Source organism: Rarobacter faecitabidus (assembly GCF_006716265.1).
Taxonomy (GTDB): domain Bacteria; phylum Actinomycetota; class Actinomycetes; order Actinomycetales; family Cellulomonadaceae; genus Rarobacter; species Rarobacter faecitabidus.
This window is the reverse complement of the sequence record NZ_VFOS01000001.1, coordinates 1224875-1241115: the sequence shown is the minus strand read 5'-3', so window position 1 is coordinate 1241115 and position 16241 is coordinate 1224875. Positions and strand designations below refer to the sequence as shown.

Here is a 16241-nt window from a genome sequence, read left to right as displayed (position 1 = left end):
AGATGACACGACTTGATGCCCACGCTCAGGCCGCGCGTTCCGCAAACAACCCTCGTCCGCATCGCGACGCATCTCGTCAGCCCGGGTGGTGGGCGACGGTCTGGGATTCCCCGCTCACCAGTTACTACATGCTGGTGGGCGCCACGACGATGCTCCTCGTTCTGGGGCTCGTCATGGTGTTGTCCTCGTCCTCCGTGGATGCGCTGGGCGATGGGCAGTCCGTGTACTCGGTGTTCCTCAACCAGGGCATGTTCGTGCTCGTGGGACTTATTCCCATGCTGCTGGCCACCCGCATCCCCATCGGCTTCTACCTCAAATCCGCCGGCGTCCTGCTGATCGTGTCCTTCGTCATGCAGTGCCTGATCTTTACGCCGCTCGCGCGTGGGCAAGGCGGCAACACCAACTGGGTGCACATCGTCGGCGGCATAACGGTTCAGCCGTCTGAGTTCATCAAGCTCGCGCTCGCGGTATGGCTCGGCTCGATCATGTTCCGCAAGGAAAAGTTGCTGGATCACTGGCTGCACGCAGCGATCCCGGCGGTGCCCGTCATCGGCCTGGCGGCGATGCTCGTCATTGGCGGTCACGACCTGGGGACGGCGGCTATCCTGCTGCTCCTGTCGGCCGGGGCGCTCTTCGTGGCGGGGATCCCCATGCGCATCTTCTCCGTCGCGGCGGCGGGCATCGTCGTTTTCGCCATCGTGTTCGTTGTGTCGGCCCCGAACCGCGTGCAGCGAGTCCAAGCGTGGCTGGGTCACGCGGATGTTGCCGATCCCCAGGGAACCTCGTATCAGACCAAGCACGGCCTATGGGGCCTGGGTACGGGCGGATTCACGGGAGTGGGCCTGGGCGCGGGCCGCCAGAAGTGGTCCTATCTGCCCGAGGCGCACAATGACTTCATCTTCGCCGTTATCGGCGAGGAACTCGGACTCGTCGGCACGCTCTGCGTCCTGGCGCTCTTCGCGGCACTCGGTATCGGCATGGTTCGCGTGATCCGCCGACACGAGCACACCATGGCACGGGTGACGACGGCTGCAATCGCGTGCTGGATCATCGGGCAGGCGCTGATCAATATCGGCGTCGTTATCGGCCTGCTACCGGTGATCGGTGTCCCGCTGCCCCTGGTCTCTGCGGGAGGATCGGCGCTGATCGCGTCAATGACGGCGCTAGGCATCGTCATACATTTCGCCAGGACGGAACCCGGGGCTGCCGAGATGCTGGCGGCGCGGGGATCGGTGGTGAAGAGATCCGTGGCAGTCGTCAGTCGGGTCAAGCGCAGCGTCAAACGTGGCGGGCAGGGAGGAAGCGGATCATGGTGAAGGCGATGTCGGTGCTGCTCGCTGGCGGTGGTACGGCCGGGCACGTCAACCCGCTGCTGGCTACGGCGGACGGTTTGCGGCAGAGCAACCCGGCGACGCTCATCACGGTACTCGGCACGGCGACCGGCCTCGAGGCTGAACTGGTGCCGGCACGCGGCTACGACCTGCGCACGATCGCCCGCGTACCGCTCCCGCGCAGGCCCTCCAAGGAGTTGCTGACGTTGCCGTCCCGATTCCGCGGCGCTATCCGAGACGTCAAGGACATTCTCCGGCAGACCGGCGCGGACGTCGTCGTGGGGTTCGGCGGATTCGTCGCCACCCCGGCGTACGTGGCTGCTCGCCGGCTCGGCATACCGATCGTCATCCACGAGCAGAACGCACGCCCCGGGCTGGCCAATCGCCTCGGCGCGCGCTGGGCCACCGCCGTCGCCACCACGTTCGCAAGCACACCGATCAGGGGAGCACATCAGGTCGGCCTGCCATTGCGTTCGGAGGTGGAGCGGCTTGCGAGCGCCCGGCTATCGGGATTGGACGAGGCCTCCGTCACGGCCGCGAAGGTCGAACTGGGCCTCGCGGCGAATCTTCCAGTGCTACTCGTCACGGGGGGCTCGCTCGGCGCCGCTCGTCTCAACGCGGCGGTGGTCGGCGCGCTCGCCGATCTGGTTGGGCACACCAACATCGTGCACCTGACGGGCAAGGGGAAGTCGGTTGAGCCGCTGCGTGCCAGGGCGGGCCTGCCCGAGGACCTACGCGGCCGGTACCTAGCGCAGGAGTATTCGACCGACATCACCTCTCTGTTCGCCATCGCGGACTTGGTCCTTGCTCGCGCCGGGGCCGGCACCGTCGCGGAACTGACCGCGCTCGGCCTGCCCGCGGTGTACGTACCGCTTCCCATCGGCAACGGCGAGCAGGAGCGCAATATCGCAGATGTGGTGGCAGCGGGCGGAGGAGTACACGTGCGCGATGCACAGTTGACGGCCGACTGGATTCGTGACGAACTGGCCCCGCTGATCGGTGACCGGATGCGGCTCGCAACAATGGGACGGGCAGCTCGGAGCACGGGCCGCGTCGACGCCACAGCCGAGCTGGTCCGCATCGTGGAGCGAATCGGATCCGGGGATCGGGGGCGGACATCGCCGACCGCCGACGACGCGGAGGATCCGAAATGACCGGCGTCCGCGAGCAGCAGGATAGCGCTCGATACGACGCGGCCTGGTGGGGAAGGGTTCATCTGATAGCGATCGGCGGCGCGGGCATGAGCGTCATCGCCGCCATGCTGCTGGAGCAGGGGGTATCCGTCCAGGGCAGTGATGCCAACGACTCCGCAGGACTACGCGCGCTCGGAGAGGCGGGTGCCACGACTTGGGTCGGCCACGACGCTTCCCACGTCGACGGCGCCGACACCGTCGTGGTCTCGAGCGCGATCAAGGAATCCAACCCGGAACTTGCGGCGGCGCGCGCGCGAGGCCTGCGGGTGCTGCATCGCTCGGAGGCGCTCGCGGCATTGGCGCGTGGAAGGTCGCTCGTAGCGGTCGCCGGCGCGCACGGAAAGACCACGACCTCGGCGATGATCGCGACTGCGCTGCGCGGACTCGGCGCGGATCCGTCGTTCGCGATCGGTTCGACGATCGCGACGGCGACGGGAATGGCCAGCGGGGGGCATTCGGGCAGCGACGCGCTCCTTGTCATTGAGGCCGACGAATCCGACGGCAGTTTCCTGAACTACTCCCCGACGATCGCGGTGGTCAATAACATCGAGCCCGATCACTTAGACCACTACGGTACGGCCGAGGCCCTGTACGCGGCGTTCGACGCGTTCGCCGAGCGTGTCGTCGCGGGCGGGACGCTGGTTCTGTCAGCGGACGATCCTGGCACCCGTGCCCTTGCCGAGCGCTCGCGGGCGAGGTGGGCAGGTCAGACTCCGACGCATCGCCGCGTCGTCACGTTCGGCACCGATCCCGCGGCAGACTACGTCATCTCCTTCTCCGGGAGCGGTTCAGACGTGCATTTCGGTGACCGTGTCACTCGCCTGGAACTGACTGTGCCCGGCGAGCACAACCTGCGCAACGCGACTGGTGCTCTCGCCGCAATCGTCGAACTCGGATTCGATGCGGACGAGGCCGCCGCCGCGATTGGTGCCTTCCGCGGCACCGGGCGCCGGTTCGAGTTCCGCGGCGAAGCGAACGAGGTGCGCGTGTTCGACGACTACGCGCACCATCCGACGGAGGTGGCCGCGGTACTGGCTGCCGCGCGGCAGGTGGCGGGGGAGGGCCGGGTGATTGTGCTGTTCCAGCCGCATCTGTATTCGCGGACGGTGGCCTTTGCCCGCGAGTTCGCCGAGGCACTGCAGCTTGCCGACGTGGCGGTCGTGTCGGACGTCTACGCTGCCAGGGAGGCGCCGCGCTCCGACGTCGGCGCCCGGACCATCACCGATCTCGCGACGCCGGGCAGTGGCGTCGCTGCGGTGCCCGACCTGGCGACCGCCGCCCGCACCGTGGCCACCGAGGCCAGCCCCGGCGACCTCGTCCTCCTCGTCGGAGCAGGGAGCGTCACGGCTATGGCCGGCGAGGTCCTGCGCACGCTCGCGGGGGACGAGGGCTTGTGAAGCCACCCTCACGGCCGCGACCAGCACCGGATCGCGCCCCGCCAAAAACTCCCGAGCGCTCGGCGGGCCGCTCGTCCGCGCCGGACGCGGCCACCCAGGAGCGTGGGCGTCGCCCCGTGTCCGATGGGGGGTCGTCAAGCACGGCTGGCGCGACTGCTGCGCAAGGCGATGCGGCTCGCAAGCCCACCTCACGCGACGATGCGGCGCGCGCGACGCGGGCGCGCGCGGGCACCGAGCCGCGCACGGAGAGTTCGACGGCGACCAGCCATCCCGGGACCTCGCAGCGGCACCTGCCTGCCGTGCCGCCGCCCCCCGAGAGCTCCGACGGGGCGATGGAACAGAAGTCCGGTGTGCTCGGCCCGCTCACCGGCGCGCAGGCGCGAGCCAAGTCGCGGTCGGTCGTTTCGACCGGATTGCAGGCTCGGCTGGCGGAGAAGCGCAGCATCGAGCGGGCGCGACGCATGCGGCGATGGTCCTGGATCGGTGGCAGCGTCGCGCTGTTCGCCGTGGTCATGTGGGTCATCTTTTTCTCGCCGTTGCTGGCGCTCGATGCCAACCGCGTGACGATCGAGGGCGCTTCCCAGACAGTCGACGAATCCGCCGTGGCGGAACTCGTGGACAGTCAGATCGGGACGCCGTTGCCGCGACTCAACACGACGGCACTGCGCAACGAAATCAAGAACGTGCGCGGGGTTCGCGACGTCACCCTGCGCAGGCAGTGGCCGAGCGGCCTGGCAGTCATCATCGACGCTCGCCAGCCCGTGGCGGCGGTCGCGGACGGGTCTGCAAGCGGCAGCTACGTCCTGCTCGACTCCGAGGCGGTACAGGTCGGCCGGGCGAAGAAGGTTCCCAAGGATCTGCCGGTCATTGACATCCCGCTAGGTCAGGACAACAGCGATGTGCTGGAGTCCGTGCTCGTGGTCCTCGAGGCCATCCCCGAGGATCTCAGCACGCAGCTCAAATCCGTGAGCGCCAGCACCAAGGACGACATCCTGCTGACGCTCAAGGGTGATACGGAGGTCAACTGGGGAGACTCGTCCAACAACAAACTCAAGGCGGCCGTGCTGGAAGTGCTGCTGGCGGACGAGGCCAATGCGCAGGTGAAGAAGTTCGACGTGTCGGCACCGACGGCGCCGATCACGTCCTAGGGGACGACGCGGAGGTCAAGTTTCCGACACGCGCCCGATGTCGTTGCTCAGCGGCCACGTGACCCCTAGCGTCTGGGTACCAGTTGAACCTGACATAACAATAACCTTCAAGTAGAGGGTTAAGGAAGACCGAGGGGTACCGTCGTGGCCGATCCACAGAACTACCTGGCAGTCATTAAGGTCGTCGGCATCGGCGGCGGCGGCGTCAACGCCGTGAACCGCATGATCGAGGTGGGATTGCGCGGTGTTGAATTCGTCGCGATCAACACCGACGCGCAGGCGCTGCTGATGTCGGACGCCGACGTCAAGTTGGATGTCGGGCGAGAACTGACCCGGGGCCTAGGTGCGGGTGCCGACCCTGAGGTCGGGCGAAAGGCGGCGGAGGACAACGAGGACGACATCGCCGAGGTCCTGCGCGGCGCCGATATGGTGTTCGTCACGGCCGGCGAGGGTGGCGGTACGGGAACGGGCGGTGCTCCCGTCGTCGCCCGCATCGCGCGCAACCTCGGGGCGCTCACCATCGGAGTCGTCACCAGGCCCTTCAACTTCGAGGGCCGTCGTCGAGCGACGCAGGCCGATTCCGGCATCGAGGCGCTCCGCGACGAGGTCGACACCCTGATCGTCATCCCGAACGATCGTTTGCTGCAGATGTCCGATCGCAGCGTCTCAGCGCTTGATGCGTTCCACTCGGCGGACCAGGTGCTGCTCTCCGGCGTCCAGGGCATCACTGATCTCATCACCACTCCCGGCCTCATCAACCTCGACTTCGCCGACGTCAAGTCGGTCATGCAGGGCGCCGGCAGTGCGCTGATGGGCATCGGAGCCTCGCGCGGTGACGATCGAGCGGTGCAGGCCGCAGAACTCGCGATATCCTCGCCCCTACTCGAGGCGAGCATCGACGGCGCCCACGGCGTGCTGCTGTCGATCCAGGGCGGCAGTGATCTCGGCCTCTTCGAGATCAACGAGGCGGCCCGGCTGGTGCACGAGGCCGCGCACCCCGAGGCCAACATCATCTTCGGTACAGTGATCGACGACGCACTCGGGGACGAGGTGCGCGTCACGGTAATCGCCGCGGGATTCGACCAGCCGATCAATTCGTCGGACCTGCCATCGCCGTCGCGTTCCGCCAGCCACGCCCCGCAGCCCGCCACGCCACAGCAGCCGATCGCGGCCCAGCCCGCTGCCCGGGCCGCTGCACCCTCCCCGGAGCCCGAGCAGCAGGAGTTCCGCTCGCGGCGCTCAGCCGAGCGGGCGCCCGTGACGGGAGCCCACGCGACAGTGCGTCCGGTGGTTCCGCTCGAAGACGATATCGACGAGACCGGTGGGCAGCCGGCGCAAGAGCGCAACGGCGAGGCGCCGGCGGTGACGGCGCAGCAGGCAACGCCCACCACATCGGCTCATACCGGTGCCATCGAGCTGCCTCACATCTTCGACGAGCAGCCGTCGCGGCCTAAGGTCTCGGATGAGCTGGACCTGCCCGATTTCCTGAAGTGAGTTCATGGCGCCCGGTTGGATAGCTGCTCCATTGAGCGGTGTCGTTGCCGGATTCACGACCAGATTCGGCGGCGGCTCCGCGTTTCCGTACGACTCTCTCAACTTGGGTCTCAACGTCGGCGATTCCCCGGAAAACGTCGCCGCGAACCGAGCGGAAGTCGCCGCCGCGACCCGCGCGCCCCTGCGTTACATGAAGCAGATCCATTCGGCGATCGCCATCGAGTTGGGCAGCGACGAAGATGGCTTGGCGGAACCCGAGGCCGACGCCTCGATCACTCGTTCTGACGCATTCGCCCTTGGCGTGTTGGTCGCGGATTGCGTCCCGATCATCCTTGCCGATGCAGAGCGCTCGGTCGTGGCTGTCGCGCATGCGGGGCGAGCAGGCATCCAGTTGGGCATTATCGGTTCCTGCCTGGCTGCGATGCGCACTGCTGGCGCCGAGTCCATCTCGGCTGTGGTGGGTCCGGCGATCTGCGGAAGGTGCTACGAGGTACCCGAGGCCATGCGCGACGATGTCTCTCGCGTGACCCCGGCAGCGTATGGACATACGCGCGAAGGTACACCGGCGCTCGATCTGCCAGCCGCCGCAGTGGCGCAGCTCACCGCCGGCGGCGTGTCGTCGGTCACGGCACTGGGGATCTGCACGTATGAGGACGATCGCTTCTACTCGCACCGCCGAGCGACACACGAGGGGCGCTCGGCGACAGGGAGATTCGCGGGTTTCATCGCGCTGGAGCGCTGATCGGCGTGTCGGCCGAACGCGGCAAGTCCAGCGCGTTAGCGTGTGATCAGAGCAGGTGGGTGCAGACGGCGCTCACGGGTATGAACAGACGGCGAGAACGGAGTCAGTGATGGCCTCAGGCGCACTTCGCAAGACCATGCAGTACTTGGGCCTTGGTGACGCACGTGATGACCAGGAGTTCCAGGAGTACGACGACGTGGACGGTTACTACGAGGACGACGCGCGCGAATACGACGCGCCCGTCACGCCCATCCGCCCAGTTCATGAGGCGCCCGCCCAGGGTGAACTGAGCCGGATCACCACGATTCACCCCCGGTCGTACAACGACGCGCGGGCGATCGGGGAAGCGTTCCGCTCCGGCACGCCCGTCATCATCAACCTGTCCGACATGACCGACGCCGATGCCAAGCGACTCGTCGACTTCTCCGCCGGGCTCATCTTCGGTCTTCGCGGCTCGATCGAGCGCGTCACGGCCAAGGTGTTCCTGCTGACCCCGACCTTTGTCGAGATCGCGGGAGACCAAACCAACCGCGAGGGTTCGCGCGCCGGTTTCTACAACCAGAGTTAGCCGATGCACGTCGTATGGTGGCTACTGTCGTGGCTGCTGATGGTCTTCCTTCTGCTCCTCCTGGTACGCGCGGGCCTGAGTTGGGTGCAGGTTCTCGCCAGGGACTTCCGCCCTCGCGGGGTGGCACTGTTCGTGGCTGAGATCACGTACACCGTCACCGACCCGCCGCTGAAGGTCGCCCGTAAGGTGATCCCAAGCATTGCGCTGGGACGGATACAATTCGACTTGAGTTTTATCGTCGTGTTCTTCCTATGCTCGATACTCGTGCAGGTGTGTTCCGTGCTTGCGGCCACCTGAGCGAATAGGTGAGCATGGGTGTTCAGATCGCGAGAATTTCGCGCTTGGTCACGCTCATGGTGCGCCAACTGCGATCATTCCGCTAACGTAGTGCCAGCATGTGGTTCTTTGCCACGCAATCCGCTCTAATTGTTCGAGGTGAAACGATGGAACTACTGACACCAGAAGACGTCCTTAACAAGACGTTCCAGACGACGAAGTTCCGTGACGGCTACGACGTCGAAGAGGTCGATGACTTCCTTGATCTGGTGCTTGGTACGCTGCGCGATCTCTACGCGGAGAACGAGCAACTGAAGGCACAGGCCGGTAGCGCCCCCGCCGCCCCGGACAACAGCGAGCAGATCGCGGCGCTCGAGGCCGAACTCGCGGCAGCGCGCGAGCAGGCGGCCACAGCAGCGGCCCGTGCCTCTGAGGTGGAAGCGAGCGCGATCAGCGCCGACGCACTGAACTCCGCCCAGGGCGAGGCGGACGCGCTCCGCGGCGAACTCGAGAGCCTTCGATCAGAGCTGGCCAGCAAGGAACAAGAACTGGCCGACAAGGCCGCCGCTCTCGACGCTGCGACCGCGGCCACGCCGGTAGCCGAGCCCGAGGCAGCTGCGGGGATCATCTCGCTGGCCCAGCAACTTCACGACGATCACGTTCGCCAGGGTCAGGACGAGGCGGCGCGACTCGTCGCCGAAGCGAACTCCGACGCGGCACGCATCGTCGGAGAGGCGCAGTCGAAGTCCGCGCAGATCCTCTCGGATCTGGAGCGCGACCGCGGGGTCCTCGAGGGCAAGATCGAAGACCTGAAGGCCTTCGAGCGGGACTACCGTGGCCGCCTCGAATCGTCCCTCAACGGCTTCCTCAGCCAGCTGCAGAACGGGCGGACGCCCGGCGCGTCGGCCTGACGGGTCGGCTGAACGCAACCGTTTCGAAGCGGTGCGGCACCATCGTCGATGGTGCCGCACCGCTTTTCGCATTCCGTCGGAGCCTTGCCGCACAATCGACGCGAAAGCGTGTAGTGTAGGCCGACAGCCGAGTGCTCCACCGCCGAGTGATTGGACTAGCGCGGATGGTGCCAACCCGTGAACGATGAAAGTGACGAAGATGACGACTAGCGAAAGCCAGATCGGTTCAACTGCCGCGGAACGATTCCCGCACCTTCGCACCGACGCGGCGGAGTTCGTGGTTCGCGAAGGCGAGAAGCCATGGACGCCTGAGGAACTCGAGAAGATCGCCGATGATCTGCTGACGGCCAATGCGCGTGTCTCCGGCGAACTCAACGACGCAGACAGATTCCTCGGCGAGCTGCTGCGCAACTCCGGCGACGGTGCGGGCGACGACCAGGCGGATTCCGGCTCGTCCGCCTTGGAGCGTGAGCACGAATTGTCCATGATCAACAACCTGCGCGACCTGCTGGCGCAGAACAACCGCGCGCTCGAGCGCATCGACAACAAGACGTACGGCCAATGCGAACAGTGCGGCCAGGCAATCGGCAAGGCGCGCCTCCAGGCATTCCCGCGCGCCACGCTGTGCGTCACCTGCAAGCAGCGCGAGGAGCGTCGGTAGTTGAAGCCAGCAGCCAAGTCGGTACCGATCGTCGTTGGTGCCGTCGGCGCCGTCACGGTCCTCATCGACCAGCTCACCAAGTGGTGGGCACTGTCCACCCTCACCCCGAACGCCGAACCGATCGAGATCCTCGGCAGGTTCCTCGGATTGCGGCTCGTTCTCAACCCCGGGGCGGCGCTTTCGCTCGGAGCGTCCAGTACCTGGATCATGACCTCCCTGGCGGTGGCCATCACCGTAGCCGTTATTGCCTATTCGCGGCGGGTAACCTCACGACGATGGGCCTGGGCGCTCGGGTTCATCCTGGGGGGCGCCGTGGGAAACCTCATTGACAGATTCTTCCGCGCACCGGGTTTCGGCCAGGGGCACGTCGTTGACTTCATCGACTATCAGGTATTCGTCGGGAACGTGGCGGACATAGCGCTCGTGGGGGCGGCGGTGTACGTCGTGTGGCTGAACCTTACTGGCGTCCCGCCGCACGCGCAGACGCCCCGGCAATCCGTGTCCTCGGCGCCGCTTCCGGCCTCGTCCACAAGCCAGGCCGATCCGCGCCCGGGGCGGCCGAGCGACGAGGACGTCAGGTGAGCGCCGCGCGTGGCCTCTACATCCCCGACGGCATCGCCGGAGAGCGCGTCGACACGGCACTGAGCCGCATGCTCGGATTCTCCCGCGCCGCCGCGGTGGAACTGATCGCCGAGGGGAGGGTGAACCTCGACGGGCGTTCGGTGCGCAAATCCGACCGGGTACCGGCAGGGGGATGGCTCGAGGTCGACCTGCCCGAGCCTGATACGCAAGTGGGCGCGGCACCAGAGCCGATCGAGGGCATGGACATCGTGTACGACGACGACGATATCGTCGTCGTGAACAAGCCCGTCGGCGTGGCCGCGCACACCTCACCGGGATGGACCGGCCCGACTGTGCTGTCCGGCCTCGCCGGGGCGGGCTACCGGATCGCCACCTCTGGTCCGCCGGAGCGGCAGGGGATCGTGCACCGGCTCGACGTCGGCACCTCCGGACTGATGATGGTCGCCAAGTCCGAGCTCGCCTACTCCGTGATGAAGCGAGCGTTCAAGCAGCGCACCGTCACGAAGGTGTATCACGCACTAGCCCAGGGGCACTTGGAACCGATGGCCGGCACTGTTGACGCGCCGATCGGGCGCCACCCCGGCCGCGATTTCAAGTTCGCCGTGACATCGGATGGCAAGCCCTCGATCACGCACTATCAAGTCATCGAGATGTTGCCCGGCGCCTGCCTGGCCGAGGTCCACCTCGAGACCGGCAGGACTCATCAGATCCGGGTCCACATGGCGGCACTCAAGCATCCGCTGGTAGGCGACCTGACGTATGGCGCTGATCCGACGTTCGGGCGTCGAGTCGGGCTCGAACATCAGTGGCTGCACGCCGTGGAGCTCGGTTTCGCGCACCCGCGAACTGGGGAGCCGATGCGGCTGACGAGTGACTACCCGGCCGAACTCGAGCGCGTGCTGGAACAACTGCGGCCCTAGTTGTCGGCCGGCGGACGCGCGGGGAGGCCCCGACACCCGCCCTCGTACTGAGCCCTTCGGCACCGCCCGACAACTAGGATGGTGACCATGCCAGCGCCGAGCGACTTCGTCCATCTCCACGTCCACACCGAGTACTCGATGCTGGATGGCGCGGCGCGAATCGGGGACCTGATCGCGGAGGTCGCCCGCCAGGAGCAGAAGGCCGTCGCGATGACGGATCACGGCTACCTGTTCGGGGCGTTCGAGTTCTGGAAGAAGGCGACTGCGGCCGGTATCAAGCCGATCATCGGCCTCGAGGCCTACCTGACCCCGGGCACCAGCAGGCACGATAGAACCCGCGTCCAGTGGGGCGGCCCGGGAGACAACCGGGACGACGACGTCTCCGCGCGCGGCGCCTACACGCACATGACGATGTGGGCCGAGAACAACGAGGGTATGCACAACCTGTTCCGCCTCGGCTCCCACGCGAGCCTTGACGGGCAGATGGGCAAGTGGCCGCGCGCCGACCGTGAATTGCTGCAGACGTACTCCAGGGGCCTGATCGCGTCGACGGGATGCCCCTCCGGCGAGGTGCAGACCCGCCTACGGCTCGGCCAGTGGGACGAGGCGGTCCGCGCCGCCGGCGAGTTCCAGGACATCTTCGGCAAGGAGAACTTCTACGTCGAGCTGATGGACCACGGAATCGACATCGAGCGGCGCACCTTCCGCCAGCTGATCGAACTGTCGAAGGTCATCGGCGCCCCCCTCCTGACGACGAACGACCTGCACTACGTCAAGAAGGAGGATGCGTACTCCCAGGAGGCGATGCTCGCGGTCAACTCCGGTGATCCCCTTACGGAGCCCACCAAGGCGCAGGGCGGCAAGCGCTTCGCGTTCGACGGCGAGGGTTACTACGTCAAGTCCTCGCAGGAGATGTACGCGCTCTTCCCGGAATTCCCGGAGGGCTGTGCGAACACGGTCGAACTAGCGGAGCGCTGCGAGGTCACGTTTGACACGAACGCAAACTACATGCCGAACTTCCCCTGCCCGCCCGGGGAGGACGAGACGAGCTGGTTCATCAAGGAGGTCGAGACCGGCCTGGGCCTGCGCTACCCGGGGGGCATTCCCCAGGACGTGCGCAAGCAGGCCGAATACGAGACGGACATCATCGTCCAGATGGGTTTCCCGGGTTACTTCCTGGTGGTCGCCGACTTCATCAACTGGGCCAAGAAGAACGGCATCCGGGTGGGGCCGGGACGAGGATCCGGCGCGGGCTCGATGGCGGCCTATGCCATGCGCATCACCGACCTCGACCCGCTCCAGCATGGGCTCATCTTCGAACGATTCCTCAACCCCGAGCGGGTCTCGATGCCCGACTTCGATGTCGACTTCGACGAGCGCCGTCGCGGTGAAGTCATCCGCTACGTCACTGAGAAATACGGCGAGGATCGCGTCTCTCAGATCGTCACCTACGGCACGATCAAGACCAAGCAGGCACTCAAGGACTCGGCACGGCTGCTCGGCATGCCCTTCGCGATGGGGGAGAAGCTCACTAAGGCCCTCCCGCCCGCCATCATGGGCAAGGACATCTCCCTGAGCGGAATCTTCGACTCCGCCGACAAGCGCTACAAAGAGGCGGGGGAGTTCCGCGCCCTGCACACGGAGGACCCGGACGCCCAGCGCGTCGTCGAGCTGGCCCGGGGCATCGAAGGACTGAAACGCCAGTGGGGCGTCCACGCTGCGGGCGTGATCATGTCGAGTCATCCGCTCATCGACATCATCCCGATCATGCGCCGGCCGCAGGACGGGGCCGTCATCACGCAGTTCGACTATCCGACCTGCGAGAGCCTCGGCCTGATCAAGATGGACTTCCTCGGGCTCCGCAATCTCACGATCCTGGACGATGCCCTCGACAACATAGTGCGCAACGGCAAGGATCCGCTGGTCCTGGAGGACCTCGCGCTCGACGACGAGGAAACCTACGCACTCTTGGCCCGCGGCGAAACCCTGGGGGTGTTCCAGCTCGATGGCGGGCCGATGCGGTCGCTGCTGAAATTGATGAAGCCCGACAACTTCGAGGACATCTCCGCCGTCCTGGCCCTGTACCGGCCAGGGCCGATGGGCGTCAATTCCCACACCAACTACGCGCTGCGCAAGAACGGCCTGCAGGCGGCAGACCCCATCCACCCTGAGCTAGCGGAGCCCCTCGCCGAGATCCTCGGCGGCACCTACGGCCTGATCGTGTACCAGGAGCAGGTGATGGCCGCGGCCCAGAAGCTCGCCGGCTTCACGCTCGGGCAGGCGGACGTGCTGCGCCGGGCCATGGGTAAGAAGAAGAAGGAGGAACTCGATAAGCAGCAGGCCGACTTCTTCGCGGGCATGACCGCACAGGGCTATTCGCGCGAGGCGCAGGAGACCCTGTGGAAGGTGCTCGAGTCCTTCGCCGACTACGCGTTCAACAAGGCGCACACCGCCGCCTACGGCCTCGTGTCCTACTGGACCGCCTATCTGAAGGCCCACTATCCGGCGGAGTACATGGCCGCGCTGCTCACCTCTACGCGCGGCGACAAGGACAAATCGGCGATCTACCTCTCCGAATGCCGCCGCATGGGCATCACGGTGCTTCCGCCCGACGTCAACGAGTCGGTGGGCCTTTTCACCGCGGTCGGCAGGGACATCCGCTTCGGGCTGTCGGCGGTCCGCAACGTCGGCGCGCAGGTGGTCGAGGAGCTCGTCGCCGCGCGCACCGAGCTGGGGGCCTACACGAGCTTCAACGACTTCCTCGACAAGGTGCCGGCGGTGGTGTGCAACAAGCGCACCATCGAGTCGCTGATCAAGGCGGGGGCGTTCGATTCCCTCGGTCACGGCCGCCGGGCGCTCGTGACTGTGCACGAGCAGGCGGTGGACGCGGTGATCTCCGTGAAGCGCAAGGAGGCGGAGGGCCAATTCGACCTGTTCGAGGATCTGGGCGGCGACGACGGCCCCGGCTTGGCGGTGGTAGTGCCGAACGTGCCGGAATGGCACAAGAAGCAGTTGCTCGCGTTTGAACGGGAGATGCTCGGCCTCTACGTCTCCGATCACCCGCTGTACGGGCTGGAGCAGGTGCTCGCGCGCGAGTCCGATGCGACGATCGCCTCGCTCATCTCGGATGACGAGCGCGCCGATGGATCACAGGTGAAGATCGCGGGACTGATCTCCCAGGTCCAGCGCAAGATGTCGAAGAAGGGCGAGCAGTTCGCGACGGTGACCGTCGAGGATCTGGACGGCTCGATCGACGTGATGTTCTTCGGCGACACCTACCTCGCGTACTCGACTGCGCTGGGCGAGGACCAGGTGGTGACCGTGCGCGGCCGGCTGCGCAGGCGTGAGGACGAGGTCTCCATGCAGGCGTTCGAGTTGACACTTCCGGACGTCACGACGATCGGCGATGACTCGCCGCTGGTGCTGTCGGTGGGCTATTCGCGGTGCACCAAGCCGGTCGTGGACGAACTCCGCGACATCCTGCGCGCTTATCCAGGCGGTTCTCCCGTGCACATGCGGCTCTCACAGCCCGGCCGAACGACCGTGATGAAACTCGAGGACGGCTTGCGCGTGGAACGCACCGCCGACCTGTACGGCTCGCTCAAGGCGCTGCTGGGACCGAACTGCGTCGCCTAGGCTCGGCTGCGCGATGGGCCACGTAGAATGGTTGGCGTGATCAGGCGAATTGACCTCCGTGGCCAGGCCCTGTCGAACCGCGCACTGGTCGACGCCCTTCCGCGCCCGGAACTGAGCGTTGACAATGCGGCCGAGATCGTCGCGCCCATCCTGGCGGACGTCCGCGTACGGGGTGCCGCGGCACTGCGGGACCTGTCCGAGCGATTCGATGGCACGCGCCCTGAGTACCTCCGCGTCCCGCAATCGGCGATCGATTCGGCGCTGCGGGACGTGGACCCCGAACTCAGGCAGGCACTGGCGGAATCGATCACGCGCGTGCGCGCGGTCCACGAGGCGCAGCGACCGGCCGACTTCTCGGTGTCTGTGGCGCCGGGTGCCGAGGTTCGCCAGCGGTGGATCCCCGTGCAACGCGTCGGCCTGTACGTCCCCGGCGGGCTGGCCGTCTACCCGTCGTCGGTGATCATGAACGTCGTGGCGGCCCAGTCTGCGGGGGTGCCGTCGCTCGCGGTCACCTCGCCGCCGCAGGCGGGTAGCGGCGGGCTGCCGCACCCGAGCATCCTTGCGGCGTGCGCGATGCTCGGGGTGGACGAGGTCTACGCCGTCGGCGGGGCACAGGCGATAGGCATGCTTGCCTTCGGCGCGGCGGGTGAAACGGCGACCGATGGTGACGTGCTGTGCGAACCGGTCAACGTGATCACCGGCCCAGGCAACGTCTACGTCGCGGCCGCCAAGCGACTCGTGCGCGGGAGCGTCGGCATCGATTCGGAGGCGGGTCCCACGGAGATCGCCATCCTTGCCGACTCGTCGGCGGATCCCGAGTTCCTCGCCGCGGACCTGATCTCGCAGGCCGAGCACGATCCCAATGCGGCCGCGGTGCTCGTGACCGACGACGAGGCGCTCGTGGAACAGGTCGAGGAAAGGGTGGCGGCCCGTGCCGCTGACACCCCTAACGCTGAGCGGGTCGGCACCGCACTGGGCGGCCAGCAGTCTGCGATCGTCCTGGTCGATTCCATCGAGGACGGACTGCGGGTAGTCGATGCGTACGGTGCCGAGCATCTCGAACTTCACACTGAGAACGCGGCCGAACTAGCGACTCGCGTGAACTCGGCAGGCGCGATCTTCGTCGGCCCCTACTCGCCCGTCTCGCTGGGCGATTACATGGCCGGGTCGAACCACGTCTTGCCCACCGGGGGGGTCGCGCACTACTCGTCGGGCCTGGGCGTGCACTCGTACCTCAAGGCCGTACAGGTCATCGAATACTCCGACCGCGCGCTCAGCGAGGTCGGGGAGAAGATCATTGCCTTCGCCCGCGCCGAACACCTGCCCGCCCACGGCGAGGCCATCGAGGTCCGCCTCGACGCCACGGTCTGACGCGGCGGCAC

General features: G+C 66.6%; 14 protein-coding genes. All 14 read left to right on the top strand.

From position 1 onward, the window contains the following. Positions 1-2 precede the first annotated feature (2 nt). The 14 genes from FB461_RS05515 to hisD all read left to right on the top strand — a co-directional run bounded on the left by FB461_RS05515 (position 3) and on the right by hisD (position 16230). Positions 3-1316: an FtsW/RodA/SpoVE family cell cycle protein gene (locus tag FB461_RS05515; protein WP_142119679.1), complete on the top strand. Its 1314-nt coding sequence runs from the start codon at positions 3-5 to the stop codon at positions 1314-1316. Continuing rightward, positions 1310-2485: an undecaprenyldiphospho-muramoylpentapeptide beta-N-acetylglucosaminyltransferase gene (gene murG / locus FB461_RS05510; protein ID WP_246046032.1), complete on the top strand. Its 1176-nt coding sequence runs from the start codon at positions 1310-1312 to the stop codon at positions 2483-2485. The genes FB461_RS05515 and murG overlap by 7 nt, the downstream gene beginning before the upstream one ends. Beyond that, positions 2482-3921, top strand: a complete 1440-nt coding sequence (gene murC, locus FB461_RS05505; RefSeq protein WP_142119677.1) for a UDP-N-acetylmuramate--L-alanine ligase — start codon at positions 2482-2484, stop codon at positions 3919-3921. Before murG ends, murC begins: the two co-directional genes overlap by 4 nt. A gap of 116 nt (positions 3922-4037) precedes the next feature. Further along, positions 4038-5069, top strand: coding sequence for a cell division protein FtsQ/DivIB (locus FB461_RS05500; protein WP_142119675.1), 1032 nt, complete (start codon positions 4038-4040; stop codon positions 5067-5069). A 144-nt stretch (positions 5070-5213) separates the two neighbouring features. After that, a complete protein-coding gene (gene ftsZ, locus FB461_RS05495; protein WP_142119673.1) occupies positions 5214-6563 on the top strand; it encodes a cell division protein FtsZ in 1350 nt (449 codons plus the stop codon). A gap of 31 nt (positions 6564-6594) precedes the next feature. After that, positions 6595-7305: a peptidoglycan editing factor PgeF gene (pgeF, locus tag FB461_RS05490; protein WP_246046031.1), complete on the top strand. Its 711-nt coding sequence runs from the start codon at positions 6595-6597 to the stop codon at positions 7303-7305. A 109-nt stretch (positions 7306-7414) separates the two neighbouring features. Further along, a complete protein-coding gene (locus tag FB461_RS05485) occupies positions 7415-7873 on the top strand; it encodes a cell division protein SepF (RefSeq protein ID WP_142119668.1) in 459 nt (152 codons plus the stop codon). A gap of 3 nt (positions 7874-7876) precedes the next feature. Continuing rightward, entirely contained in the window at positions 7877-8170 is a 294-nt protein-coding gene (locus FB461_RS05480; RefSeq protein ID WP_142119666.1) for a YggT family protein, read from the top strand. A 146-nt stretch (positions 8171-8316) separates the two neighbouring features. Further along, positions 8317-9060 (top strand): DivIVA domain-containing protein, encoded by a 744-nt coding sequence (locus FB461_RS05475; protein ID WP_142119664.1) that lies wholly within the window; start codon positions 8317-8319, stop codon positions 9058-9060. Positions 9061-9259: 199 nt separating this feature from the next. Next, positions 9260-9721, top strand: a complete 462-nt coding sequence (locus FB461_RS05470; protein ID WP_142119662.1) for a TraR/DksA family transcriptional regulator — start codon at positions 9260-9262, stop codon at positions 9719-9721. Then, the gene (gene lspA, locus FB461_RS05465) at positions 9722-10303 is read left to right on the top strand and encodes a signal peptidase II (protein WP_211349839.1); all 582 of its coding nucleotides are present in this window, start codon (positions 9722-9724) and stop codon (positions 10301-10303) included. Next, positions 10300-11223, top strand: coding sequence for an RluA family pseudouridine synthase (locus tag FB461_RS05460; protein WP_142119659.1), 924 nt, complete (start codon positions 10300-10302; stop codon positions 11221-11223). Before lspA ends, FB461_RS05460 begins: the two co-directional genes overlap by 4 nt. An 87-nt stretch (positions 11224-11310) precedes the next feature. Then, positions 11311-14859 carry a DNA polymerase III subunit alpha gene (dnaE, locus tag FB461_RS05455; protein WP_142119657.1) on the top strand — a complete coding sequence of 1183 codons (3549 nt, stop codon included), beginning with the start codon at positions 11311-11313 and terminating at the stop codon, positions 14857-14859. A gap of 36 nt (positions 14860-14895) precedes the next feature. Continuing rightward, complete coding sequence (gene hisD, locus FB461_RS05450) at positions 14896-16230, top strand: histidinol dehydrogenase (protein WP_142119655.1); 1335 nt, start codon at positions 14896-14898, stop codon at positions 16228-16230. Positions 16231-16241: the final 11 nt, after the last annotated feature.

Bases quoted from the DNA above. Each gene is read 5' to 3' on its own strand.
- FB461_RS05515 (WP_142119679.1), top strand. From the start codon at position 3: ATGACACGACTTGATGCCCACGCTCAGGCCGCGCGTTCCGCAAACAAC.
- murG (WP_246046032.1), top strand. From the start codon at position 1,310: ATGGTGAAGGCGATGTCGGTGCTGCTCGCTGGCGGTGGTACGGCCGGG.
- murC (WP_142119677.1), top strand. From the start codon at position 2,482: ATGACCGGCGTCCGCGAGCAGCAGGATAGCGCTCGATACGACGCGGCC.
- FB461_RS05485 (WP_142119668.1), top strand. From the start codon at position 7,415: ATGGCCTCAGGCGCACTTCGCAAGACCATGCAGTACTTGGGCCTTGGT.
- FB461_RS05480 (WP_142119666.1), top strand. From the start codon at position 7,877: ATGCACGTCGTATGGTGGCTACTGTCGTGGCTGCTGATGGTCTTCCTT.
- FB461_RS05475 (WP_142119664.1), top strand. From the start codon at position 8,317: ATGGAACTACTGACACCAGAAGACGTCCTTAACAAGACGTTCCAGACG.
- FB461_RS05470 (WP_142119662.1), top strand. From the start codon at position 9,260: ATGACGACTAGCGAAAGCCAGATCGGTTCAACTGCCGCGGAACGATTC.
- dnaE (WP_142119657.1), top strand. From the start codon at position 11,311: ATGCCAGCGCCGAGCGACTTCGTCCATCTCCACGTCCACACCGAGTAC.